At 47.9% G+C, this 23,685-nt stretch carries 25 protein-coding genes and 1 other RNA gene; 22 read left to right on the top strand and 4 right to left on the bottom strand.

Going from position 1 to position 23,685, the window contains the following annotated elements; all coding sequences use genetic code 11:
- Positions 1–48: 48 nt before the first annotated feature.
- Entirely contained in the window at positions 49–531 is a 483-nt protein-coding gene (locus G6R27_RS04300) for an ECF transporter S component (protein ID WP_213819845.1), read from the bottom strand.
- A 217-nt stretch (positions 532–748) separates the two neighbouring features.
- Here G6R27_RS04300 and gap point away from each other — a divergent pair, with 217 nt between their 5' ends.
- The 21 genes from gap to G6R27_RS04405 all read left to right on the top strand — a co-directional run bounded on the left by gap (position 749) and on the right by G6R27_RS04405 (position 18,775).
- Positions 749–1,759, top strand: coding sequence for a type I glyceraldehyde-3-phosphate dehydrogenase (gene gap, locus G6R27_RS04305; protein WP_213819846.1), 1,011 nt, complete (start codon positions 749–751; stop codon positions 1,757–1,759).
- A gap of 197 nt (positions 1,760–1,956) precedes the next feature.
- A complete protein-coding gene (gene fabZ / locus G6R27_RS04310; RefSeq protein ID WP_213820025.1) occupies positions 1,957–2,400 on the top strand; it encodes a 3-hydroxyacyl-ACP dehydratase FabZ in 444 nt (147 codons plus the stop codon).
- A complete protein-coding gene (locus tag G6R27_RS04315; RefSeq protein WP_213819847.1) occupies positions 2,387–2,857 on the top strand; it encodes a MarR family winged helix-turn-helix transcriptional regulator in 471 nt (156 codons plus the stop codon). The genes fabZ (G6R27_RS04310) and G6R27_RS04315 overlap by 14 nt, the downstream gene beginning before the upstream one ends.
- 17 nt (positions 2,858–2,874) lie before the next feature.
- Positions 2,875–3,849 (top strand): beta-ketoacyl-ACP synthase III, encoded by a 975-nt coding sequence (locus G6R27_RS04320; protein WP_213819848.1) that lies wholly within the window; start codon positions 2,875–2,877, stop codon positions 3,847–3,849.
- A gap of 85 nt (positions 3,850–3,934) precedes the next feature.
- Positions 3,935–4,177, top strand: coding sequence for an acyl carrier protein (locus G6R27_RS04325; protein ID WP_213819849.1), 243 nt, complete (start codon positions 3,935–3,937; stop codon positions 4,175–4,177).
- 77 nt (positions 4,178–4,254) lie between these two features.
- Positions 4,255–5,211 carry a DUF561 domain-containing protein gene (locus tag G6R27_RS04330; RefSeq protein WP_213819850.1) on the top strand — a complete coding sequence of 319 codons (957 nt, stop codon included), beginning with the start codon at positions 4,255–4,257 and terminating at the stop codon, positions 5,209–5,211.
- Between the two features lie 21 nt (positions 5,212–5,232).
- Positions 5,233–6,174, top strand: coding sequence for an ACP S-malonyltransferase (locus G6R27_RS04335; protein WP_213819851.1), 942 nt, complete (start codon positions 5,233–5,235; stop codon positions 6,172–6,174).
- A 5-nt stretch (positions 6,175–6,179) separates the two neighbouring features.
- Positions 6,180–6,908, top strand: coding sequence for a beta-ketoacyl-ACP reductase (locus G6R27_RS04340; RefSeq protein WP_213819852.1), 729 nt, complete (start codon positions 6,180–6,182; stop codon positions 6,906–6,908).
- 36 nt (positions 6,909–6,944) lie between these two features.
- Complete coding sequence (gene fabF, locus G6R27_RS04345) at positions 6,945–8,195, top strand: beta-ketoacyl-ACP synthase II (RefSeq protein WP_213819853.1); 1,251 nt, start codon at positions 6,945–6,947, stop codon at positions 8,193–8,195.
- Positions 8,196–8,208: 13 nt separating this feature from the next.
- Positions 8,209–8,694: an acetyl-CoA carboxylase biotin carboxyl carrier protein gene (accB, locus tag G6R27_RS04350; RefSeq protein WP_213819854.1), complete on the top strand. Its 486-nt coding sequence runs from the start codon at positions 8,209–8,211 to the stop codon at positions 8,692–8,694.
- An 80-nt stretch (positions 8,695–8,774) separates the two neighbouring features.
- Entirely contained in the window at positions 8,775–9,206 is a 432-nt protein-coding gene (gene fabZ / locus G6R27_RS04355; RefSeq protein WP_213819855.1) for a 3-hydroxyacyl-ACP dehydratase FabZ, read from the top strand.
- 1 nt (position 9,207) lies between these two features.
- A complete protein-coding gene (locus G6R27_RS04360) occupies positions 9,208–10,596 on the top strand; it encodes an acetyl-CoA carboxylase biotin carboxylase subunit (RefSeq protein WP_213819856.1) in 1,389 nt (462 codons plus the stop codon).
- A gap of 58 nt (positions 10,597–10,654) precedes the next feature.
- Complete coding sequence (locus tag G6R27_RS04365; RefSeq protein WP_213819857.1) at positions 10,655–11,497, top strand: acetyl-CoA carboxylase carboxyltransferase subunit beta; 843 nt, start codon at positions 10,655–10,657, stop codon at positions 11,495–11,497.
- Between the two features lie 3 nt (positions 11,498–11,500).
- Entirely contained in the window at positions 11,501–12,298 is a 798-nt protein-coding gene (gene accA, locus G6R27_RS04370) for a carboxyltransferase subunit alpha (RefSeq protein ID WP_230791183.1), read from the top strand.
- Positions 12,299–12,377: 79 nt separating this feature from the next.
- Positions 12,378–12,734, top strand: a transfer-messenger RNA (tmRNA) gene (gene ssrA, locus G6R27_RS04375).
- 191 nt (positions 12,735–12,925) lie between these two features.
- Positions 12,926–13,498 (top strand): hypothetical protein, encoded by a 573-nt coding sequence (locus tag G6R27_RS04380; protein WP_213819858.1) that lies wholly within the window; start codon positions 12,926–12,928, stop codon positions 13,496–13,498.
- A gap of 250 nt (positions 13,499–13,748) precedes the next feature.
- On the top strand, positions 13,749–14,687 hold the full coding sequence (locus tag G6R27_RS04385; protein WP_213819859.1) for a phosphate/phosphite/phosphonate ABC transporter substrate-binding protein: 939 nt from the start codon (positions 13,749–13,751) through the stop codon (positions 14,685–14,687).
- A 91-nt stretch (positions 14,688–14,778) separates the two neighbouring features.
- A complete protein-coding gene (gene phnC / locus G6R27_RS04390) occupies positions 14,779–15,579 on the top strand; it encodes a phosphonate ABC transporter ATP-binding protein (protein WP_213819860.1) in 801 nt (266 codons plus the stop codon).
- On the top strand, positions 15,579–16,361 hold the full coding sequence (phnE, locus tag G6R27_RS04395; protein WP_213819861.1) for a phosphonate ABC transporter, permease protein PhnE: 783 nt from the start codon (positions 15,579–15,581) through the stop codon (positions 16,359–16,361). Before phnC ends, phnE (G6R27_RS04395) begins: the two co-directional genes overlap by 1 nt.
- Positions 16,358–17,152: a phosphonate ABC transporter, permease protein PhnE gene (gene phnE / locus G6R27_RS04400; protein ID WP_213819862.1), complete on the top strand. Its 795-nt coding sequence runs from the start codon at positions 16,358–16,360 to the stop codon at positions 17,150–17,152. The genes phnE (G6R27_RS04395) and phnE (G6R27_RS04400) overlap by 4 nt, the downstream gene beginning before the upstream one ends.
- Positions 17,153–17,209: 57 nt before the next feature.
- Positions 17,210–18,775, top strand: a complete 1,566-nt coding sequence (locus G6R27_RS04405; RefSeq protein ID WP_213819863.1) for a bifunctional metallophosphatase/5'-nucleotidase — start codon at positions 17,210–17,212, stop codon at positions 18,773–18,775.
- A 40-nt stretch (positions 18,776–18,815) separates the two neighbouring features.
- Here the strand turns inward: G6R27_RS04405 and G6R27_RS04410 are convergent, their stop codons facing one another.
- Positions 18,816–19,415 (bottom strand): Pr6Pr family membrane protein, encoded by a 600-nt coding sequence (locus G6R27_RS04410; protein WP_213819864.1) that lies wholly within the window; start codon positions 19,413–19,415, stop codon positions 18,816–18,818.
- A 286-nt stretch (positions 19,416–19,701) separates the two neighbouring features.
- Here G6R27_RS04410 and G6R27_RS04415 point away from each other — a divergent pair, with 286 nt between their 5' ends.
- Positions 19,702–20,301 carry an NAD(P)H-dependent oxidoreductase gene (locus G6R27_RS04415; RefSeq protein WP_213819865.1) on the top strand — a complete coding sequence of 200 codons (600 nt, stop codon included), beginning with the start codon at positions 19,702–19,704 and terminating at the stop codon, positions 20,299–20,301.
- A 68-nt stretch (positions 20,302–20,369) separates the two neighbouring features.
- Here the strand turns inward: G6R27_RS04415 and G6R27_RS04420 are convergent, their stop codons facing one another.
- Positions 20,370–21,461 carry a glycosyltransferase family 2 protein gene (locus G6R27_RS04420; protein ID WP_213819866.1) on the bottom strand — a complete coding sequence of 364 codons (1,092 nt, stop codon included), beginning with the start codon at positions 21,459–21,461 and terminating at the stop codon, positions 20,370–20,372.
- A 15-nt stretch (positions 21,462–21,476) separates the two neighbouring features.
- Positions 21,477–23,630, bottom strand: a complete 2,154-nt coding sequence (locus tag G6R27_RS04425) for an ArnT family glycosyltransferase (protein ID WP_213819867.1) — start codon at positions 23,628–23,630, stop codon at positions 21,477–21,479.
- Positions 23,631–23,685: the final 55 nt, after the last annotated feature.

A 23,685-nucleotide genomic window follows, 5' to 3' on the forward strand; every position in this document is an offset into this window, starting at 1 on the left:
ACGTTAAGAAATTGAATTGGAAATTCGATTTATCTGCCGAACCCACTTTTAGAAAAGCTTGTCTGGCATGGCCTTTTTCAAAAGCAGCGCAACGATGAGCCCAAAGAGCGTTTGGGCGATGTTGCCAGGTACAGAACTCAACGCAGCCTGCCAGTTATATAGGAAGGAAGCGGCTAAGAAGTAACCGAGAACCATGATGACGGAAGACAAAAGAAGAAGCAAAACGGTTTGAAAACTTGCTTTTTCTTTAGCCATTCCGGCCACCCAGCCTTCTAGTCCGTGAATCAAAAAGGAAAAAAGGATCCAGTGAGGGTAGCCGGCCAAGAGATCCAGTAATCCGCCGGAAAAGGCCCCGACGAGAAAGCCAGCTTTTTGGCCCATAAAAAGGGCCGCTAAAAAGATGACCCCCTCGAGTAAATTCACATAACCCGAAGTGGCGGGGACCGGAATTCGGATGATATAAGACAAAGCGACGTTGATGGCGACCAGTGCGGCAACCGTTGTGATTTTTTTGCTAGACCAGTTTGACATGGGAAAAGACCTTTCTATTCTTATTATTTAATAGTAGAAAAAGAAATGATGTTTTCTCTTATTCTATCATGCAAAGGCAGTTGAAAAAGCAGAAAATGGGCAAATGGTATGGGCGACCTTGTGAGAAATTTATCCGGTGACTTGCCCAGGCTACGCGCCGTTGTGTTATAATATCTATGTTGACTTAAGTCAAAAAATTATTTGGAGGTCTACACACATGACTGTGAAGATTGGTATTAATGGATTCGGTCGTATTGGTCGTTTGGCATTCCGTCGTATCTTGGAATTGGGCGACACTGCTTCTGACATCGAAGTGGCCGCTATCAACGACTTGACTAGCCCATCAATGTTGGCATACTTGTTGAAGTATGACTCAACGCACGGAACTTTGAATGCTGAAGTTTCTGCTGATGAAACGGGTATCATCGTTAACGGTAAGCACTACACGGTTTACTCAGAACGCGATGCCAAGAACATCCCTTGGGTTAAAAACGACGGGGTTGAATACGTATTGGAAGCCACTGGTTTCTACACGTCAGCCGAAAAGTCACAAGCCCACTTGGACGCCGGTGCCAAGAAGGTCTTGATTTCTGCACCAGCTGGTTCCGTACCAACGGTTGTTTACGGTGTTAACCAAGACATCTTGAAGGCAGACGACAAGATCGTTTCTGCTGGTTCATGTACGACACAGTCATTGGCTCCAATGGCTCGCGTATTGCAAGACAAGTTCGGTGTTGAAGTTGCGACGATGACGACGATTCACGCCTTCACTTCAACGCAAATGATCTTGGATGGACCAAAGTCAAAGAAGTTCCGTTCAAACCGTACGGCTTCTGTTAACACGATTCCTCACTCAACTGGTGCCGCTAAGGCAATCGGTCTTGTTGTTCCTGAATTGAACGGCAAGATTGACGGACACGCACAACGTGTTTCTGTTGTTGATGGATCCGTTACGGAATTGACTTCTGTTTTGTCAAAGAACGTAACTGCTGACGAAGTGAACGCTGCCATGAAGGCTGCTTCATCTGACTCATTCGGTTACAACGAAGACGAAATCGTTTCATCTGACGTCATCGGCGACACGCACGGTGCTACGTTCGACGCTACCCAAACGCAAATCGTCGAAGTTGGCGACAAGCAATTGGTTAAGACGGTTTCATGGTATGACAACGAATACGGTTTCACGTCAAACATGATCCGTACGTTGTTGCACTTTGCACACGTATAAGCATATTAATCGAGAAGAACAGCTATGGCTGTTCTTTTTTTGTGCTTAAAAATGAGCCCGATGCTCTTTTTTAACCGACAATTTTGATAACTACTTCTGTCATTGGATAGTTTGACTATCGAAGTATTTATTGATAAACTACATTTATCCTAAAATTCAAGTGAATTTGTCTGCAAAGGCAAATGAAAGGACCGACAATGCCAGTGTTAACAACAACTGAAATCATGGATTTGATTCCTAACCGCTATCCAATTATTTACATGGATTATGTCGAAGAGATGGTGCCAGACGAATCGATCGTGGCCGTCAAGAATGTGACGATTAATGAACAGTTCTTCCAAGGACACTTTCCAGGAAATCCTGTGATGCCAGGCGTTTTGATTATCGAGTCACTTGCGCAAGCTGCTTCGATTTTGATTTTGTCTTCCCCACAGTTCCGTGGGAAGACGGCTTACATGACGGGAATCGATAATGCGAAGTTCAAGAAAATGGTTGTTCCGGGTGATGTATTGAAGTTACACGTTACCTTTGGAAAGGTTCGTGAAAATATGGGTTCTGTGAACGTCACAGCCAAAGTTGACGGAAAAGTCGCAACGAGTGCGGAGCTTATGTTCGTGGTGGCTCCTGATGAAAAAGACTGAAGCATTGCCAACAAATGTTGACTTTAATTCAGTCAACCAAACACTGATTGATCTGTTGGCCGAAGTAGCTTGGGTTGAAGAAAGTCAGTTGAAAAAAGGACCGTTTTCCGATTTGACGGTGCGTGAAGTGCACACGATTTACGCGATTTCAATGTATGAAGAAAAGACGGCTTCGTACTTAGCAAAGGCCGTCCACCTTTCCCCAAGTGCCATGACGACAGCCATTGATCGTTTAGTTGACAAAGGGTATGTTGAAAGACGGCGTTCGAAAAGTGACCGCCGTGTGGTCAAGCTCGGCTTGACCCATCAGGGTCGCGTGCTCTACCGGGTACATCGAATTTTTCACATGGGCATGACGAAAGCGATTTTTTCAGATGCAACCAATGAAAATGCACCGGTTATTCAACGTGCACTGCATAACTTAAGAGAACACCTAGGCGACTTATTACAAGAATAAAGGCATGTATCAGTAAGATGGAAAAGATGAAAATTGTGGCGACTGCCCGGCAGGTGCCAAAACGAGTGGTTACTAATGATGATTTAGCAGAATTAATGGACACGTCGGATGAATGGATCTACCCTCGAACGGGCATTCATAACCGGCATGTTGTTGAGCAGGAAAATACGTCAGATTTGGCCGCAAAAGTAGCTGAAAAACTTTTGGCAGAAGCCAATTGGCAAGCCTCCGATTTGGACTTCATCATCGTTTCCACGATGTCACCAGACGCCTTGTCACCGCATACGTCGGCCATTGTTCAAGGAAAGATTGGGGCAGAGAAGGCCTTTGCCTTTGACATCAATGCAGCCTGCTCAGGCTTTGTTTATGGCTTGTCGGTCGCTTCGTCTTTTCTTTCTTCCGGTCGCTATCAAAAGGGCATGTTCATCGGAGCGGAAGTTTTATCCAAATTAGTGGATTGGAAAGATCGCACGGTTTCCGTTCTTTTCGGCGATGGGGCCGGTGGCGTGCTTTTGGAGGCAACAAGCGAAGACAAGGGCTTGTTGTCTGAAGAATTGCAGGCCTATGGCGATCGTGGGGAAGCGATTCTGACGGGGCGTTTTGCCAACCAAAACGCTTTTGCAGGTGAGATTTCACCACTCGATCCCTACTTCCACCAAGATGGTCGCGGCGTATACTCTTTTGCGACCCGGGAAGTACCGAAGGTCTTGGATAAGGCCTTAGCAAAAGCTGGATTGATAGCAGATGACGTGGATCTTTACTTGGCGCACCAGGCCAACCACCGCATTATTGAGTCCATTGCCAAGAACTTTGGTCAACCGATGGCTAAGTTCCCAACCAATATGGTGGAATACGGCAACACATCAGCCGCTTCAACAGCCATCCTCTTAGATGAGCTAAAAGAGGCCGGCCAGATCAAAGAAGGCATGAAGTTGGCCTTTGTCGGCTTTGGCGGCGGATTGGCCGCCGGCGCTCAGATTTGGCAATTTTAATTAAAATCAGTTCAATTACGGTGTAGTAGGCTGCACCGTAAAAATCTAACGTATTGCAATACGAAACCTATAGGAGAATGTGCTCATGACACAAGAAGAGATTTTTGACAAGGTAAAGGACATCTTGGTCGACCAATTCGATTTGGAAGACTCAGAAGTGACGATGACAACGAACATGACGGATGATATCGATGCCGATTCATTGGACTTGTTCGAAGTGTTGAACCAAGTCGAAGACGAATTCGACATTAAGTTGGAAGAAACAGAAGAAGTTTCAACGGTTGCTGACTTGGTGAACAAGATCAAGGAACAAACTGACAAGAAGTAAGTTTTCTTATTTTTGTCAGGCGGCGCTTGTCGCCGCGTACATACTAGATAAAAGAAAGCAAAGGGAAGACAAAGATTATGACAGTTAAAGTTGGAAACGAGATTTTTGACAAACTCGGCATGAAGTATCCGATCGTTGAAGGTGGGATGACTTGGGCAGGAACCGGTGCTTTGGCAGCCGCTGTATCCGAAGCCGGTGGTCTTGGCTTTATCGGAACGGGTTACTGGCATGGCGAAGACGTCCGTAAGGAAGTCCGCCGCGCCAAGGAATTGACGGACAAACCATTTGGTGTCAACGTCATGTTGATGTCTCGTCACATTCGCGAAGTTTTTGATGTCATCTTAGAAGAAGGGGTCAAAGTGGTCGCTACTGGTGCCGGTGATCCTTCCCCATTCTTGGAAGAATTGCACGCTGCGGGTATCGTTGTGATGCCCGTTGTGCCCTCCGTTTCACTCGCTAAAATGATGGAACGTAAAGGGGTCGATGCCGTGATTGCTGAAGGAATGGAATCGGGTGGCCACATCGGTCAAATGACGACGATGGCTTTGGTACCACAAGTGGCTGATGCGGTGAATATTCCGGTGATTGCAGCCGGTGGAATTGCGGATGGTCGTGGGGCGGCAGCCGCCTTTGCCTTGGGAGCTTCAGGTATCCAAATGGGGACCCGTTTCTTGGCTTCTCCTGAATCCGAAGTTCACGAGAACTTCAAGAAAAAGATTTTGAAGGCCCGCGATATCGATACGATCGTGACGGGGAACATCGCTGGTTCCCGCGCTCGTGTCTTGAAAAACAAGATGGCCAAGGAATACGTGAAAAAGGAAATTGAGGAAGCTCAAAAGCCTGCCCCTGATTATGAAACCGTTGAAAAGCTGGAATCTGGTACGCTTCGTGCTGCTGTGCAACAGGGTGACAAGGACGGCGGTGCCTTCATGGCCGGCCAAATCTCTGGTTTGATTAAGGAAGAAAAGCCAGTTGCTGCTATCTTGAAGGATACTTGGGAAGAAGCAGCTGACATTCTCGGTTTAAGCAAGTAAGGAAGAAATAAGGAAGTTTCTATGCGCATTGGACTGCTATTTAACGGTCAAGGATCACAAAAGGTTGGCATGGGCCAGGACTTGTATGACAACCTAGCCTCTTTTCAGAAGTACATCGATCAAGCATCTGCTATCTTAGGCTATGATTTAATCGAAGTCTTCAACGACGAGCAAAAGATTAGCCAGACTAAGTGGGCACAGCCTGCAATCGTCGCTTTCGACGCAGCATTGGCTGCTGCTATGGTCGAATGCGGGATGCCAAACGTGGTTGCTGCTTTAGGACTCTCGTTAGGGGAATATCCTGCTTTGGTGGCCAGCGGCATGCTGACCTTTGATCAGACGATTGCCTTGGTCAAAGACCGCGGCGCCTACATGCAGGCGGTTGGGGATGAAAACCCCGGTAAGATGGTAGCGGTTCTAGACGACGATCAGGACATGATCGTTGAAAAAATCAAGGCTTTGCAAGAAGACGGCGCTGCCGTTTACACGGCCAACTTTAACACCTTTGCGCAACTGGTTATTGGTGGAAAAGCAGCTGATGTCGATCAAGCCGTTGCCGTGCTTGAAGAAGCCGGTGTGAAGAAGATGGTCCCATTGCCCGTCTCTGGTGCCTTCCACACGCCGCTTTTACAAGAAGCATCCGATCTGATGGCGGGGCGTTTGGCAGAAGAAGCAGTTGAAGATGCGGCTTACCCCGTCTACTCGAACACGACGAAACAAGTCTTCACGGCCGAGACCCTAAAGGACACGCTGACCAAGCAGATCGTTTCGCCAACTTATTTTGCAGACTGCTTGAAGAACATGGTCGGCGATCAGAAGATCGATACCTTGATCGAAATCGGTCCGGGCGTCACACTGTCGAAGTTTGCCAGAAAGATTGTTTCAAAAGACGTGTCCCGTTATTCAGTCACGGACTGGACGACCTTTGAAAAGGTCTTGGCGCTAGTAAAGGAAGAAGGATAAGATACATGGATTTTTCAGGAAAGACAGTTCTCGTCACCGGTTCTTCACGAGGAATCGGTTTGGCCATCGCCCATGCCTTTGACAAGGCGGGTGCCAACTTGATTTTGCACGGTCGCTCCCCTTTGAAAGAAGAAGTGATCAACTCGTTTTCTAAGACGCCTCGGACTTTGCAATTCGATATTGCCGATGGTGAAGCAGCCGAAGCTTCTTTGAAGGCGTTGTACAAAGAAGACGGCTTTGATGGCATCGATATTCTGGTAAACAACGCCGGGATTACCAAGGATCAGTTGGCCATGGGGATGAAGCTAGAAGACTTTGCCGCTGTTGTCAACACGAACCTGACGGGAACATTCAACGTTTCCCAGCCGGTCTTTAAGAAGATGATCCGCCAAAAGCACGGTGTCATCATCAACATGGCTTCCGTTGTCGGCCAAATGGGCAACATCGGTCAGGCCAACTACGCGGCTTCAAAGGCAGGCGTGATTGGGTTGACCAAGTCCTTGGCCAAGGAAGGCGCCCGCCGTAACATTCGCGTCAACGCCATTGCGCCCGGCATGATTGTTTCTGACATGACGGACGCTTTGTCTGACGATGCCAAAGAAGCGATCAAAAAGGAAATTCCACTTTCCCGATTTGGCAATGTCGAAGACGTCGCCGATGTCGCCCTTTTCTTGGCGGGTAACGATTACATCACCGGTCAAACGATCACCGTTGATGGCGGCCTGTACATCTAAGCAGACTTTTAAGAAAAGCAGTTGAAAGGAAATAACATGACACGAGTTGTAGTTACTGGAATGGGTGCCATTGCACCAAACGGAAACGATACCAAGGCCTTTTTGGATGCCATCTTTGCTGGTCAAAGTGGTATCAAGCCAATCACGAAGTTTGATGCTTCTGAAACGGGCATCACGGTTGCTGGTCAAGTCGATGGCTTTGATGCCACGACCCGCGTTGGAAAGCGCGACGCCCGCAAGTTGGACTTGTTCTCACAATACGCCATTGACGCTTCAACGCAAGCGATGGAACAAGCGGGCCTTTTGCCAGATGAAGGCTCAGAAGAGCGCTCAAAGGTGAAGAATTCCAACCGCTTCGGTGTTATCTTGGGGAACGGTATTGGTGGTTTGACGACCATCCAAGAACAGGTCATCAAGATGCACGAAAAGGGCCCACAACGCGTGTCACCTTTGTTCGTGCCGGAATCAATTCCAAACATGGTGTCTGGTAACGTTTCCTTGCGCTTTGGTGCTAAGGGTACCAACATGACGATCGTGACGGCCTGTGCTTCAGCCACGAACGCCATCGGAGAAGCCTTCTGGCGCGTTCAATCCGGTAAGGAAGACGTTGTCTTGACTGGTGGAGCCGAAGCAACGGTTAACGAAATCGGAATCGCCGGTTTCGCGGCTTTGACGGCTTTGTCAAAGGAAGAAGACCCAGCACAGGCTTCCAAGCCATTTGACAAGAACCGCCACGGCTTCGTCTTGGGTGAAGGTTCTGGTGTCTTGGTTTTGGAATCATTGGAACATGCGGAAGCCCGTGGTGCTAACATCTTGGCCGAAGTGGTTGGCTATGGGGCAACGGCGGATGCCTACCACATGACCTCACCAGCTCCTGATGGTGAAGGGGTGATCCGTGCCTTTGAAGAGGCTTTGGAAGATGCTCACTTGAAGCCAGAACAAATCTCATACATCAACGCTCACGGTACGGCCACTGGGGCCAACGATTCTGGTGAAGCGGAAGCCATCGCTGCTGTCTTTGGTGAAAATTCCGTGCCTGTTTCCTCAACGAAGGGAATGACGGGTCACTTGCTCGGTGCTGCCGGTGCCATCGAAGCGGTGGCTTCGGTTGGTGCGATCGACCGTGGTATGTTGCCAGAAAACGTTGGCTTTGATGAACCAGACGAACACACGAAGAAGGTCAACTTGGTCATGAAGGACAACCAAAAGGTTGCCCCAGAATACGTGATGTCTGCTAACTACGGATTCGGTGGTCACAACGCCGCTGTGATCTTCAAGAAGTTTTAAGGGGAACACTCCAATGAATTTAAACGTCAAAGAAATTCGTGAATTGATGGCTGACTTGGAAAAGTCATCCTTGCGAGACATCGCCATTCAAGACGGTGACTTCTCATTGCACCTGTCGAAAAACGAACAGGTTGCCACACAAGCACCAGTCGCAGCGCCAGCACCTGCTGAAAAGAAAGCGGCTACGACCGCTGCACCAGCAGCCGATGCTGCATCAGTTGCCGCACCTGCCGAAGATGCGCCAACAGCACCGGCAGCTGGTAAGGAAATCAAAGCGCCAATGGTGGGGACGGTTTACTTGAAGCCAAAGCCAGACCAACCCGACTTCAAGAGCGTTGGTGACCACGTCGAAAAGGGCGAAACGGTTGCCATCATCGAAGCCATGAAGTTGATGACAGAAATCAAGGCTGACGTTTCTGGAACGATCGCTGAAATTCTCGTTGAAAACGAAGAAGTGGTTGATTACGACAAGCCACTCTACCGCGTAACGACGGACTAAGTTCCGTTCATTACTACTTAAGCCAGTCCGGTTGCAAAAGGCCTGGCTGGCATACATATCAGGGACAAAAGGAGAGAAAAATGTCTTTAATGAACGCCCAAGAAATTCAAGAAATTTTGCCACACCGCTACCCAATGCTCATGTTGGACACGGTCGAAGAACTCGTTCCTGGTGAAAAGTGTGTCGCCATTAAGAACATTTCCATTAACGAAGAGATTTTCCAAGGCCACTTCCCAGGCAACCCAACGTTCCCAGGTGCCCTGACGGTTGAAGCATTGGCCCAAGCCGGTGCCGTGGCCCTTTTGTCAATGGACCAATTCAAGGGAAAGACGGCTTACTTCGGTGGTATCAAAAAGGCCCGTTACCGCAAGATGGTGCGTCCTGGTGACCAAGTCAAGTTGGAGGTTACTTTGGATCGCTTGCGTGGCCCTGTCGGTTCCGGTAAGGGAATTGCTTGGGTTAACGGAAAGAAGGCAACGACGGCTGAACTGACCTTTATTGTTGGAGAATAAAATGTTCAAAAAAGTATTGGTAGCAAACCGTGGTGAAATCGCGGTGCGAATCATCCGAACGTTGAAGGAAATGGGCATCCAAACGGTGGCCATCTATTCAACGGCTGACAAGAACTCCCTTCACGTTCAGGTGGCTGACGAAGCCGTCTGTGTTGGAGGACCAAAGCCGGCTGATTCTTACATCAACATGAAGAATGTGATTTCTGCAGCGGTTTTGACTGGTTCAGAAGCCATTCACCCGGGATACGGCTTCCTGTCCGAAAACGACCTCTTTGCTGAAATGGTTGGTGAAGTCGGCATCAAATGGATCGGACCACGTCCCGAAACCATCGATTTGATGGGAAACAAGGAACACGCCCGCAAAGAAATGCGCGAGGCCGGCGTTCCGGTTATCCCTGGTTCACTTGGCTACATCCACAACGTGGACGAAGCGCGTGAAGTGGCCAACGAAATTGGTTACCCGGTTTTGCTGAAAGCCGCTGCCGGTGGTGGTGGAAAGGGCATGCGCTTCATCTTCAAGGATGAAGAGCTGGAAGAAAACTTCACTAACGCCCAAGCTGAAGCGAAGCTGAACTACGGTGACGAGCACATGTACATCGAAAAGGTGATGCTCGATTGCCGGCACATCGAAATGCAGGTTATCCGTGATCAGAAGGGAAACGTCGTCTGCTTGCCAGAACGTAACTGTTCCCTGCAGCGTCGGAACCAAAAGGTGATGGAAGAGTCACCGGCTGCTTCGGTGACGCCAGCCATGCGGGCTGACATGATCGAAGTCGTGACCAAAGCGGTCAATGCCATCGACTATGAAAACACGGGAACGATCGAGTTCCTCCAGGACCAAGAAGGAAACTTCTACTTCATGGAGATGAACACGCGTATCCAAGTCGAGCACCCCGTCACCGAAATGGTGACCGGCCTGGACCTCGTTCGCTTGCAGGTCCAAGTAGCGGCCGGTGAAGAATTGCCTTTGCGACAAGAAGACGTGCAGATCAATGGCCATGCGGTCGAAATGCGTTTGACGGCTGAAAAGCCAGAAGCCAACTTCGCGCCATCAGCGGGTAAGGTTGACTTCGTCTTCCTGCCAACTGGTGGCCCTGGTGTCCGTATCGACTCTGCTTTGTACAATGGCGACATGATTCAGCCGTTCTACGATTCGATGATCGCCAAGCTGATTGCCCACGACGATACGCGTGAAGAAGCGATTGCCAAATTGGCCCGCATCGTCGACGAAACGAGCGTGGTTGGTGTCTCAACTTCACAAAATTTCCAGCTCGCCTTGCTTGAAGATGACGGTGTGTTAAACGATCGATTCACGACCAAGTATTTGGAAGAACACTTCTTGCCAGGCTGGGAAGCTTCCCAAGAAAAAGCAGCAGAAGTGGCTGAATAAATTCTGATTCAAGGGCTTTTGGCCAATTGATGAGAGGAGTGGGCATTGCCCAAAGACTATGGATTTGTTTTCTAGCAATAACAAAACAGAGAATAACAAGATTAAGGTCACAGACGAAGTCCGCGACCGGATCCCGGATGGCCTGTTTCTGGCCTGTCCATACTGTGGTACACAAATTTATAACAAGCAGCTCGGCGATTACCGGGTCTGCCCAAACTGTGATTATGGATTTCGTTTGCAAGCCCGTGAGCGTGTCGCTCTCTTTGCAAGTGACTTCGTTGAATTTGATGAAGAACTGACGATTGACCAAACCGATTTTCCGGGTTATCAGGGAAAGTTGGACCGGGCCAAGAAACAGACCGATATGAAAGAATCTGTTCTGACAGGATCTGGTTTGATTGACGAACAGCAGGTTGCGCTTGGCATCATGGATTCGTATTTCATGATGGGCTCGCTTGGTTCAAAGACTGGTGAAAAAATCACTCGCCTCTTCGAGTATGCGACGAAGCATCGCTTGCCCGTTGTGCTCTTCACCGCTTCCGGTGGCGCTCGGATGCAAGAGGGAATTAACTCCCTCATGCAAATGGCCAAGGTGTCAGCCGCCGTTGCAGCCCACCAAGAAGCTGGTTTGCTTTACTTGGTTGTCTTGACCGATCCAACGACCGGTGGCGTGACGGCATCCTTTGCCATGCAAGGCGACATCACTTTGGCAGAACCGCACGCCTTGGTCGGCTTTGCCGGTGCTCGTGTCATCGAATCAACGATTCACGAGAAGCTGCCAAAGGACTTCCAGCGCGTCGAAACTTTGCTTCAAAACGGTTTTGTTGACAAGATTGTGCCAAGACAAAACTTGGCCGAAGTGATCGGCCAAATCGTGTCCATGCACCAACAGGAGGCCTAAAACATGTTCGACTTTATGAAAACGATGTTTAAAAAGGACATCAATCCGGTCGAAGTTGTCAAGAAGTCTCGTGAGGACCGCTTCATGGCCCGCGAACTCATCAATGGCTTGGTGACCGATTTTATCGAGCTGCACGGCGATCGTTTGTCAGCAGATGATTCGTCTGTCATCGGAGGAATTGGGCGCCTGAAGGGGCAGCCGGTTACGGTGATTGCCATCGATAAGGGCACGGACATCAACGACAAATTGTCCAAACGTAATGGATCCCCTCAACCGTGGGGCTACCGAAAGGCGCAGCGTTTGATGAAGCAGGCGGCTAAGTTTAACCGTCCAATCATCACGCTCATTAACACACCCGGTGCTTTCCCTGGAATGGAAGCTGAAGCCAAGGGCCAGGGAGAGGCTATTGCGCAATCGATTCTCGAATCGATGAAGCTGTCCGTTCCAATGATTGCCATCATCTACGGTGAAGGTGGTTCTGGTGGTGCCTTGGCTTTGGCCACGGCCGACCAGGTCTGGATGTTTGAAAACGCGACCTACTCGATTCTCTCACCCGAAGGCTTTGCTTCCATTTTGTGGAAGGATGCCAAACGGGCGGATGAGGCAGCCGGCATTATGGGCATCACCCCAGCTGATCTTTTGGAAAAGAAGGTCATTGATCAAGTGATCCCAGAAGGCCGTCACCATGAAAAAATCTTCGAGGCGATGCAGCAAAATCTTGCCCAGGAATTCAAGGCGATGCAAGCCATGCCAAAGGATGACTTGGTGGCTGCTCGAAGGGCTCGCTACCGTCAATTCTAATTTGGGGTAGAGGCTTTATTGCCAGTTAAAATTTGCTATAATGGTGCTAAGGAGTGATCTCCTTAGCGCTTTTTTATTTGGGTCTGTCCCGGAATTCGACAGGCTGTTGCGAGCGCTAGCTGCATTCCGCCGTCCGGGCGTAAAACGGGCAGACGATTTAACTGCAAAAAACAATAACTCTTACGCTGTCGCTGCCTAAAAACCAGTGACACGTGAGCAAGTCATGTAGGCTGACATGGATGGCTTGCTCTTATAGATGGTCAGATCGGTGGCGGGACGATGTCGGCGCGTCGTCACTTAAAACAATTCGATCCCAGCCAAAGTCAAGTTCTGGACAATGGCTGCTTTGGTTGCGGTAATAATGATTGCCCTATGAATGTAGACGCTAGCGTGGCGGGCGGTTTGGACAGGGGTTCGACTCCCCTCAGATCCATGATGTAAGCACTCACTGTGATGGTGGGTGTTTTTTGTTTTTTCAACTAGCAAAAATAAAAAGGGCTCGTAAAGTCTAACAAAGCGTGTTATACTCACTCACTAAAGAAGAAAGGTTATTTGCACATGATTCTCTTGTCTCTCATTATTTTATTCATTTTCTTCATTTATTTCTCGTTCCGATTCCTATCCTGGATGCCTAGTTTTCTATTCTGGGCCTTGCTTTTGTTGCTTTTGCTCTTCTTGTTGACACATTTGATCCCGATTTTGCTCATTGTGGCCATCATTTGGGGGATTGCCTATTATGGCAAAAAGCACCGCAATGAAAAGAAGACAGCAGCCTTCACCGAGCAGACAGTCAAAGAAGCCCGGGACATCAACGACGGCGATGCAGCCCCCGAATCTTTCAAAAGCAAGCTGAAGAACCGGTCGCTGGAAAAGGTGCAAGCTGAATTCCAGGAAAACCACGCCCTCAACTTAGGGGATGGTTTGTGGATTGATCAAGCAAATCAAGAACTTCTGCTTGTCCTTTCAGACGATCAAAAAACCACTTACATCCGGGCAAACTTCCAAGACATTTCAACCTATTTTGTTCAATTTGAATCAGATTACAGCAAGACCTTTGCGATCCACTTTGCGGGGATGGCTGAACATGACGCTGCCAACGTGACCTTGTCAAAGCAAGAAAACGACCTCTTGGGTCAAAGCCCAGCTGATTATCTCGCCGTGCTCTTGTCTCGCTACGGCATGCCACTGAAAAAAGATTAAGAAAATGTAGCACTATCGTGAAGGTAGTGCTTTTTTATTTTCAAAATGTTCGGTTTTTGTAATTCTGACATGTAATATTCGTTTAACGTTCGGTTTTAGATTAAATAAAGATAAAATAGTTATTGCAAGTAGCAGAAAAATAAGAGATACTTAACTCGTAACGAATGATGGTCGTTATTGAACGACTAATATTCGCTACAGTGCGAACGATTTTGTTGCCTATCTGCATATTAGGAGAAAAAAAGGGAAAATGAAAAAGCTTCTTGTTGCTGTCGCGGTAGTGATTGTCGCTGTTGGTGGTTTCTTCGCTTTCAATTCTGCGGGAAAGAAATCGGATTCAGGCAAGTCAAGTTCGGGGATGGATTTAAAAGAATTGAATGTTCAATTCATTCCTTCGTCCCAGTCGGATAGCTTGCTAGCCAAGGCAAAGCCACTGGAAACGTTGTTGAGTAAGCAACTTGGAATTCCAGTGCACGTGTCATTGTCAACGGACACGAACTCAGTTATTGAAGCAATGGGTGCCAAGAAAGTTGATATGGGCTTCTTATCACCAGCCGCCTATGTCATGGCACACAAGCAGTATGGTGCGAAAGTCATTATGCAGTCAACGCGTTATGGGATTAAAAATGACAATACCGGAGCGAAGACGGATAAGTTAGTTGATGACTATAACTCAATGGTTATCGTCAAAAAGGATTCAAACATTAAGTCAGTAGCGGACTTGAAGGGCAAAAAGATTGCGGTTCAAGGCCCAACTTCGGATGCGGGATATATTTTCCCAGCCGTCGAATTGAACAAGAAGGGTGTTAACGTCTTGAAGGACGCAACGCTGGTTCAGGTGAAGGGTCACGATCAAGGTGTCCTCTCAGTCATGAATGGTGATACGGATGCTGCCTTTATCTTCGGTGATGCTCGTAACATCGTGAAGAAGGATCAGCCGGATGTCTTTGATAAGACGCGCATCTTGTATACCACGGATGGTATTCCAAACGACACGATCTCACTCCGTAAGGGTGTCAGCGCTTCTGATTCTGAAAAGATTGAAAAAGCAATGGAAAAGATCGCCAAGACTGATGAAGGTAAGAAGGTCTTGCACGACGTTTACTCATGGGATGGCGTGACGAGCTCAAAGGATTCACACTTTGACATCGTCCGTAAGTACCAGAGTCAATTGCAAAAAATGCAATAACGATTAATTTTGCCAAAATGGTCGCCACCATTGGTGGACGGCCATTTTGTGCCGTATAGAGTAGTTTGAATCGGATAACGAAGAGAAAATTATGACTGAAAATAAAGGGAACATTGAAATCAAGAATGTCTCAAAAGTGTATCCAAACGGTACAATTGGACTAAAGGACATTAACTTAGACATTAAGCAGGGCGAATTCGTGATGATTGTGGGGCTATCTGGTTCCGGTAAGTCCACGTTGCTGCGGGCCATTAACCGTTTGCATGACGTCACCGAGGGCGAAATTCTGATCGATGGTCAAAATATCACCAAGGCGACGGGCGATAAGCTACACAAGATTCGTCGCTCAACGGCTATGATTTTCCAAAACTATAATTTGGTTAAGACCTCATCGGTCTATCGAAACGTGATGTCCGGTCGCGTTGGGTATTACCCAGCCTGGAAGGCGGCGCTTGGGCTGTTTACAAAAGAAGATCAAGAGATGGTTAAGACTAACCTTTCTCGTGTGAATTTGCTTGATAAGTACTACGTAAAGGCCCGTGATCTCTCTGGTGGCCAACAGCAGCGTGTTGGGATCGCCCGTGCGCTGATGCAAGAACCATCGGTTATCTTAGCCGACGAACCGGTTTCTGGTTTGGATCCTAAAACGACTAAGCAGGTCATGAATGATTTGAAGAAGTTGAACGAAGAAGATGGTATGACCATCGTCTTAAACGTTCACTCCATTGGGCTGGCGCTCAAATACTCAAGTCGAATTGTTGGTTTGAAAGACGGTCGCATCATTTACGATAAGCCAATCGAAGAAGTCGACAAGCGGGACTTTAAGGAAATTTATCGTGAAGCAGGAGATGACAGCCACCTTGATGCTGGCGACGATGTGGAGGCAGATTGATGGCACAATCGCTTCCAAAACGGTCAATGATGAAGGAATGGCACATCATTGGCTTTACAATCTTTTTGTTCTTGGTCTTTGCCGTTATTTTATCAGCGCAAGCAACCGGGGTCGGCCAGGAGTTCTCAGCCGACCAGTTCATTGACTTATGGACTAAGATGGCTAGTCCAGACTGGTCTTATATTCCGGCCGTGATCACGCCTTTGCTTCAAACCATTCAAATGGCCATTGTCGGCACGTTGATTGGTTGTGTGGCGGCGATTCCGGTTGCCCTTGTATCGGCTTCAAACATCGTGCGCAACTCTTTTGTTCGTGGCATTGTCCGCTTTATCATGAACTTAGTTCGTTCCATTCCTGAAATGTTGTTGGCTGCACTCTTTGTGGCGGTTGTCGGAATTGGTGCCTTATCCGGTGTTTTGGCCTTATCGGTTTTCTCCTTTGGAATGATGTTCAAATTGCTTTACGAGGCAATCGAAACTGTCGACGAGGGACCAATCGAAGCCATGCGCGCTGCTGGTGGAAACCGTAACCAGGTGATTATCTTTGCGGTGATTCCACAGGTTTTGAATCAGTACTTGTCCTTTTTCCTCTACACTTTGGAAATCAACGTTCGTGCTTCTGCCGTTCTTGGTTACCTTGGTGCCGGTGGAATCGGGCTTTACTTAAACACGACGCTTGAAATGTTCCGTTATGACCGAACGTCGGTTGTGATCTTGGCCATTCTCGTGGTGGTTGTTCTGGTTGATGCACTATCCAATAAACTCCGGGAGGCTTTGTCATGATGGTAAAAAAACGTTCATTTTATGAGCAAAGTCGCCCATATCTCATTGCATTCATCGTCTTGGTGATTGTCATCTGGGCATTTTCTGGGATTCAATTTTCTGGGATTAAGGCATCTGCTGGCCAGATTCTTGGTTCGATCTTTTCAGGACTATTCCATCCCGATTGGTCCTATGTCTATTCTGGGCACGGAGAAGATTTGGTATCGGCGTTGATTGAAACGCTGGCGATTGCCTTTCTTGGAACGATTATTTCGTCCTTTATCGCGGTGCCCTTTGCTTTCTGGGCAGCCCGGACGTCAAAGAAGTTCTCTAGCCGTTCGACTTTTGGAAAGTTTCTGCTCACGGTTATTCGTGTGTTCCCAGAATTAGTGTTGGCCATTATGTTTATTAAGGCGGTTGGCCCAGGTGCTTTTGCAGGTGTCTTGGCCATGGGCGTGCACTCCATTGGAATGATGGGAAAGCTCTTCTCAGAAGCGATTGAAAATATTGATCGTGGTCCAGAAGAAGCCATTATTTCTGCTGGTGGAAACCGTTTTGATGCCTTAAGCTGGGCAACTTTACCAACGGTTTTGCCTGAATTTATCAATTTTACCCTCTACCGTTTTGAAATCGCGGTCCGTTCCGCTTCCATCCTTGGAATCGTTGGGGCCGGTGGTGTTGGTGCGCCATTGATTTTCGCACTGTCCACGCGTTCGTGGTCACGTGTCGGGATCATCTTAATTGGAATCGTTGTCATGGTGACGGCCATTGACTGGCTTTCAGGTACCATCCGAAAACAATTATTGAAGTAATCGTAATGATAAGCAGGGGGCCAGATTGGCTGGCCTGCTTTTTGATTGGATAAGGAAATGAAATTACAGGTATTATCAACATCAGATAGTCACACTTTTTGGTGGGCAAGTAACATTATTGATCGAGACGCAGTCAAACCTTATGGGTTATTCCGTGCTGCTTCAACTATGGCAGTGGTGGAACAAATGGCCAAAGTAAGGGGCGATTTCGTCTTGAAAATTGAAAACGGGGACTTTATTCAAGGCTCACCTCTTGGCACGTACCTGGCCAATGTGGCGGTGGATAAGTCCGCTGTTTTTAAGAAGATGCCACAGGAGATGGGTTATGATGCCCGGGTCTTAGGAAATCACGAATTCAACTTTGGACGTGCGTACTTGGAGCATATTTTTAAAGATGACGAATCGCTTCTAAATGCCAATGTGTTAGATGAGGAGACTGGGCTGCCATTCATCGGAAAGGCCTATAACATATTTGAAAAAAAGGGGAAGAAAGTTGCGGTCATAGGTTTAACGACTAAGTATGTGCCCAATTGGGAACGGCCTGAAAACATTCCCGGGCTCCTCTTTGAAGATCCTGTGAAGATCGCTCGAGACCTGGTCAAGAAGCTTTCCAAACAGGTCGATGCGGTGATTATTGCCTATCATGGCGGCTTTTCCCGTGACCTGGACACAAACGAGCTCTTGGAGAAGGAAACTGGGGAAAATCAAGGCAACGAACTCTTGGAAATTCCTGGTGTCAGTGCCTTGGTAACCGGCCATCAGCACCGCCTTTTGTCCGGAGTATATAAGGGTATTCCCATTAGTCAACCGGGCTATCGGGCAGAAGCCGTTGGCCAATTGACGGTGGATTTGGATGCTGATCGAAATCAGAAAGCGAGTGATACAACGAAGTGTCCTTCCGCCCGTTTGATCAAAACGGCCGACTGGCCAGAAAAAGCCAAGTATGTCAATGAAATGGCAGGGATCAAAGCTGATTTAGATCAATGGCTAGACCAAGTAATCGCCCACCTCGCTACCGATTTGATTTTAGAGAATATACCAAAAGCCAGACAAGAAGGGCATGACTTTGTTGATTTGATTAATCAAGTGCAACTAGAGACTACAGGAGCCGACCTTTCGGCCACTGCCCTTTTTAACGATGAAATGCCCGGCTTTCATCGGGCGGTAACCAGGCGCGAACTGCTGGGCAACTACCCATTCCCGAACACATTGGTCAGCATTTCCTTAACGGGTGAGCAACTGAAAACGGCTTTGGAAGTGAACGCTGGTTACTTTAGTCTTCAAGATGATGCGATCAAGGTCAGCCAAGCCTATCAATACCCAAAAAAGCAGGATTATAACTACGACTTGTGGTCCGGGTTGGTTTATCGGTTTGATCTAACAATGCCCCTAGGGCAGCGGGTGGTGATTGAAACGGTCAATGGACAACCATATGATCCAAAAAAGACCTACACGGTCGCGGTCAATAATTATCGGGCAACGGGTGCTGGAAACGAGGTCTTTTCAAAAGGGAAAGTGATCAAAGACTATCCGAAACCGCTAACGACTTTGCTAGCTGATTATCTGGAAAAACACGATGGATTAGTCATCGAAAAGCAGCATAATTTTCACATTGATAAGTAAAAAGGCAGCGAAACAAAACGTTTCGCTGCCTTTTTATTCATTATTTACGTTTGGCTAATTTGTGGTCAAGCAAGACAAAAAGGTAACCCAGAATCAAGAAGAAAAGAACGAGACCCGACACATAACCAGCAACAGCAGCCCAACCAATTGCTTCTGAATCGATGAAGAAATAAGGGTAGTGGGCGCCCGTTAACGGGTAGACGACCTTAAATTGAGCGGCAATTAACGTAAAGACGTAATAAACCAGAGGGATGATCAGCCAGTAGATGGGCGCTTTTTTACTAAAGCCGCCTTTTTGATCAAAGAAGAGCCAGTCCAAAATGACCATCATTGGCACGATTAAGTGCGCCAAGAATGTACCGGCATAGTCGGCAAATGTTTTCATATTAAAGGAATGGGGGGCCAAGATACACCAGTAGATTAACATGGTCACGGTGATGGCTAACGTCACGGCGCCCTTCACGTTAGGATTGTACCCCTGCTTTTTGACCAGCAAGTAGGCAAAATATAGGATACACAAAATGTTGGACATAATGGTGTAGTACAAGAACTTGGCCGGTTCCAAATTGGTTTCGACCAGCACACCGATAATGCCAACGATGACAAGTAGGGTGCGGTAGCTATTTTTTAGGCGATTCATGGTTGAATTACTTTCCTCTTTCAAAATTTATTCATAAATACAAGAACCAGTATACCTTAGCGGGCGAAAAAGTCCCAGTCTTGCTTTTGGAAACAAACGGCTGACCGGTCTGTGAACTAACCGATATGTCGTTTATTTTAAATTTAATCTAAAGCGCTTATATTAAGAAGCATCGCTTCTGTAATATTTGTAACATTAATAACATTTGTGGTATAGTTAAGTCGTTCGTTTTAATGAGTTGCTCGCGCACCTTTTTTGGCGACTCAAGAAAAGAGAGGAGCCAAAAATGAATATTTTAATCGTACAGGGGCATCCAGATGATCAGTCATTTACCCATTCGAATGCCTTAAATAGTTACGAAAATTTGAGAGAAGATGGGATGAACGTCCAAATCGTGGACTTAGCCATCGCTGATTTTGATCCCATTTTACGTTATGGCTATCGAGCCGTGATGAAGGATCTCACCCTTGTTCACCAATTCCAGAAAAAAATTGACTGGGCGGACCACATCTGTTTTTTCTTTCCCATCTGGTGGGGGGGCGAGCCGGCATTGTTGAAAGGCATGTTAGACCGTGTGTTGATGCCTGGCTTTGCCTATGAGCGCAAGGGTCCCCTTCGGATCCGCGGATTCTTGAAGGGAAAGAAAGCGAGCCTTTTTATGACTGCTGATGATCCAGCTTACTATCACAAGCGGATAGGTGGCATTGTCAGCCGCTGGCGGCGCGATATTTTAGGCATTACCGGCATGAAACTTGCGAAAGTGATGCTGCTTGGCGGGACACGCTGGGTGACGGATGAAGCCAAGCGATTCGAATACATGAACCGTTGCAGTAGTCAAATTTTAGCTTTTGCACTACAAGATTACGAACGACCACTGATTGAATAAAAAGCCGTTAAAAAACACCAGTCTCGTGTTAGCGAGACCGGTGTTCCAAACGGCTTTTTTATGTGGCATTATTGAAATTCAGGATGGTAAAAACTGTTCCGGTATTGGCTGGAAAAAGACGCGATGCCGGATTCGCCCGTCGTCGTTTGGCAGACAAGAGGCACGATTTCCGCCTTCCTTTCTTCAGCTTGAGTCAGCCGTTGACTTTTTTCTTGAATGACAAAGGTTGGCCGAGCCTTGACTTCAGTAAAGACTTTGCCGACGTAGGTACCAATAACGCTGATGGCCATTAGGTTAAGCCCGCCAAGCAGCCAGATGAAGATCATTAAGGATGACCAGCCAGCGGTGGGGTGGCCAATGATTTTTTCTAAAATTGTGTAAGCAATTTCGAAAAAAGCGATGGAGGAAACCGCGAGTCCGAGGTTAAAAAGCAATTTGATTGGTTTGACTGAAAATGAGGTGATGCCGTCAATGGCAAAGGCTAACATTTTCTTTAGCGGATACTTTGATGAACCGGCTTCACGCTTTTTTCGTTCATAGTAGACTTTGCTGGAAGGGTAGCCAACAAGAGGAACCATCGCGCGTAGGAAAAGATTTCGTTCGGGCATGGCTAGTAGCGCTTTGACGGCTCGTTTTGACATCAATCGAAAGTCCGCGTGATTAAAGACGAGCTCGACTCCGAGCCAGGCGGCAGTCCGGTAGAAGGCCAGCGCGGAATTCTTCTTGAACCAACTGTCTTGCTCTCTTGATGAACGGACAGCATAGACGATATCCGATCCAGTTAGGTACTGATCCACCATCGATTCAATGATGGTTGGATTGTCTTGCAAATCAGCATCCAATGTCACGGTGATGTCGGCTAGTCGAATGGCTTCAGTCAGACCAGCTAGTAGCGCTTTTTGGTGCCCAAAGTTACGGGATAGTTGGACCGTTAGAATATCGCTTGTCTCCTGTTCCATCTGTGCCATCAGATCGGCCGTGTGATCTGTTGAGCCGTCGTCAACAATTAGAATAAAGGAGTCGGTGGCGATTTTTTTAGCTTGGATCAGCTGCTTTTTGATATTGGTTAAGATGGTGACCGTCTGCGCCAACATTTCCTCTTCGTTATAAGCGGGAAGAATGAAGGCGAGTTTGGCCGCCTTATTTCTCACATTTTCCATGACGGGTCCTTTCTGTTAATTCAATGCTTGACTGAGATCATAAAGGGTGGCAGTGCCGTTTTGCCCGCCCATGTTTTGGCCGGGCATCTGATTTGTCTGGTTCGTGCTATCTTCTGATTGACTGCTGTAGCTGACCTTGGATCCGTTCTTTTGGACCCAGGAAAGAATTTTTGCAATATTTCCGGTCGATGATTTTGTGTTGCCGACAACAAAATACTTGATTTGACCTTCCTTGACCAACTTTTTGAATTTCGTCAAGGTCATCGTTGGGTCGGTTCCGTTGTAGCCACCAAGGGCCATGACAGCCTGGCCGGATTTGATGATATAACCCGAGGCTGAGTTGGAATCCGTCGTGGCAAATAGGTATTTGGCCGATCCTTGGTGCTTTTTGGTGTATGAAAGAAGGGCGGAATCGACGGAGCCTCCCATATCAGAAGAGCCCTTTTGTGACAAAAGCGAAGGGCTGGCAGCGGGGATGGCGGCTGATTTGTGAGCAAGCGTTGGCGTCAGCGCCCAGAAGCCAGAAAGTGCAGATAAGACAGCGATGGTCAAAAAGACCTTGTGCCTTGTCTTCCATTTGCCTGGAATAAGCCAAAGCGCCGCAACGGCTAGGGAAAGGATGAGAATGAGACTTGCAGCCACTGGGAAATAAGACCAGGCGTAGTAGGCTTGCAAGGCTGCTGCGCTGACGATGGTCAATGCGAGCAGTGCTTTTGCAAGGCTGCTTTCTTTCTTCTCTTTTTCCTGAACCATTCGACCAACAGCAGCTGCTGCGATGGCAGTCAAAGCGGCAATGGCAGGCGCTAGCATGATCGTGTAGTAGGGGTGGAAGAAGGAGGCAACCGAGAAGAAGCCGTATACTGGAACGAACCAAGCGGCCCAAAGTAAGACGTCTTTTTGTTCGTCTGAGATTTGATACCACTTGTTGCCCTTCTTACGGAAGGCCCAGTAGCCAAGGCCCATGCCTAAGAAGGCAAAGGGTAAGAACCAGCCGATTTGTGAGCCAAGATCAGATTGGAAGAGTCGGAATGGTCCAGCAGAACCGATGGCAAAGGCTGAGTTTCCACCGCCCATACCGCCTTTAGCACCTTTGGCAAAGTTTTTAGACTTGCCCATTTGGCCAGAGGGTTGTTGTCCATTTTGACTTTGTGTGCCCCTTTTGGATGGCTTTTGCGGTGGATTCCCCTGCTGTGCTTGCCCGTTTGGTGCTTGTCCGTTCATTTTGTTGTTTGTCGTCTGAGCGCTTGGAGCCTTTGTACCCGTTGGCTTTTGAGTACCAGGAGTACCAGTAGGGGCTTGATTATTATTGTTCTTTTGTTGGTTTTTGGACTGCTTGTTGTTCTTGCCCATGCCGCCAAAGCTACCACCTGTACCAGACGTTTGCCCGAGTAAGCGCTCGGTTCCGTTGTAGCCAAAGGCCAGTTCCATCAGCGAGTTAGTCTGAGAGGAACCAATGTAGGGGCGGGATGATGACGAGACTGAATCGACTGCGGCCGGATAGGCGACAGTGAAAAGGCCAAGCGAGGCCATGGCTGCTAAGAGCCAAAGAACTTTTTTCTTCCAAGGGAGTTTGGTGGCAAGCCAGTAGAAGACCAGCATGGCTGGCAGAATCATGAAGGCCTGCAGCATCTTGATGTTAAAGGCAATGCCGACAATGGCAAAGGCCAGTAAGACGAGCCAGAATCTTTGTCGGGAAACGGCTTTCATCAACACCCAGACGGCCAAAAGCAAGAAGAAGACCAAAATGGCGTCCATGTTGTTGGCTCTTGAGTTGGCGACCACCGTTGGCGTCAAGGTCATGACAAGTGCGGCAAGCCGACCGGCCCATAAGCCGAATTTTGGTGTCAGTAACTGATATAGAAGAAAGACAGAGCCGATACCGGCCAAAACCGATGGCAAGACAACGGACCAGCCGTGAACGCCGAAGATTTTGGCGGAGATGGCCATGAACCAAAGCGCGATGGGTGGTTTGTCGACGGTGATAAAGCCAGCCGGATCGAAAGCCCCGTACCAGAAGTTGTGCCAGGACTGTGTCATCGACGTGATGGCGGCGGTGTAATAGGAGTTGGCCGAGCCGGCATCCCAGATACCCCAGCCGTATAGGAAAGTGGCTAGGACAAGAATGCCGACTAGGTACCAATCAGTATGGTTTCTTAGACGATTTTTCAAAAGACTCGCCTCCTTTAAGAGAATGTTTTAATTCTAAGGCGGTTTTGATATTTTA

Origin of the sequence: Fructobacillus papyriferae, from assembly GCF_018437225.1 — a bacterium.
GTDB lineage: Bacteria > Bacillota > Bacilli > Lactobacillales > Lactobacillaceae > Fructobacillus > Fructobacillus papyriferae.

Coding starts and splice junctions, on each gene's coding strand:
- G6R27_RS04300 (WP_213819845.1), bottom strand. CDS start 531: ATGTCAAACTGGTCTAGCAAAAAAATCACAACGGTTGCCGCACTGGTC.
- gap (WP_213819846.1), top strand. CDS start 749: ATGACTGTGAAGATTGGTATTAATGGATTCGGTCGTATTGGTCGTTTG.
- fabZ (WP_213820025.1), top strand. CDS start 1,957: ATGCCAGTGTTAACAACAACTGAAATCATGGATTTGATTCCTAACCGC.
- G6R27_RS04315 (WP_213819847.1), top strand. CDS start 2,387: ATGAAAAAGACTGAAGCATTGCCAACAAATGTTGACTTTAATTCAGTC.
- G6R27_RS04320 (WP_213819848.1), top strand. CDS start 2,875: ATGGAAAAGATGAAAATTGTGGCGACTGCCCGGCAGGTGCCAAAACGA.
- G6R27_RS04325 (WP_213819849.1), top strand. CDS start 3,935: ATGACACAAGAAGAGATTTTTGACAAGGTAAAGGACATCTTGGTCGAC.
- G6R27_RS04330 (WP_213819850.1), top strand. CDS start 4,255: ATGACAGTTAAAGTTGGAAACGAGATTTTTGACAAACTCGGCATGAAG.
- G6R27_RS04335 (WP_213819851.1), top strand. CDS start 5,233: ATGCGCATTGGACTGCTATTTAACGGTCAAGGATCACAAAAGGTTGGC.
- G6R27_RS04340 (WP_213819852.1), top strand. CDS start 6,180: ATGGATTTTTCAGGAAAGACAGTTCTCGTCACCGGTTCTTCACGAGGA.
- fabF (WP_213819853.1), top strand. CDS start 6,945: ATGACACGAGTTGTAGTTACTGGAATGGGTGCCATTGCACCAAACGGA.
- accB (WP_213819854.1), top strand. CDS start 8,209: ATGAATTTAAACGTCAAAGAAATTCGTGAATTGATGGCTGACTTGGAA.
- fabZ (WP_213819855.1), top strand. CDS start 8,775: ATGTCTTTAATGAACGCCCAAGAAATTCAAGAAATTTTGCCACACCGC.
- G6R27_RS04360 (WP_213819856.1), top strand. CDS start 9,208: ATGTTCAAAAAAGTATTGGTAGCAAACCGTGGTGAAATCGCGGTGCGA.
- G6R27_RS04365 (WP_213819857.1), top strand. CDS start 10,655: ATGGATTTGTTTTCTAGCAATAACAAAACAGAGAATAACAAGATTAAG.
- accA (WP_230791183.1), top strand. CDS start 11,501: ATGTTCGACTTTATGAAAACGATGTTTAAAAAGGACATCAATCCGGTC.
- G6R27_RS04380 (WP_213819858.1), top strand. CDS start 12,926: ATGCCTAGTTTTCTATTCTGGGCCTTGCTTTTGTTGCTTTTGCTCTTC.
- G6R27_RS04385 (WP_213819859.1), top strand. CDS start 13,749: ATGAAAAAGCTTCTTGTTGCTGTCGCGGTAGTGATTGTCGCTGTTGGT.
- phnC (WP_213819860.1), top strand. CDS start 14,779: ATGACTGAAAATAAAGGGAACATTGAAATCAAGAATGTCTCAAAAGTG.
- phnE (WP_213819861.1), top strand. CDS start 15,579: ATGGCACAATCGCTTCCAAAACGGTCAATGATGAAGGAATGGCACATC.
- phnE (WP_213819862.1), top strand. CDS start 16,358: ATGATGGTAAAAAAACGTTCATTTTATGAGCAAAGTCGCCCATATCTC.
- G6R27_RS04405 (WP_213819863.1), top strand. CDS start 17,210: ATGAAATTACAGGTATTATCAACATCAGATAGTCACACTTTTTGGTGG.
- G6R27_RS04410 (WP_213819864.1), bottom strand. CDS start 19,415: ATGAATCGCCTAAAAAATAGCTACCGCACCCTACTTGTCATCGTTGGC.
- G6R27_RS04415 (WP_213819865.1), top strand. CDS start 19,702: ATGAATATTTTAATCGTACAGGGGCATCCAGATGATCAGTCATTTACC.
- G6R27_RS04420 (WP_213819866.1), bottom strand. CDS start 21,461: ATGGAAAATGTGAGAAATAAGGCGGCCAAACTCGCCTTCATTCTTCCC.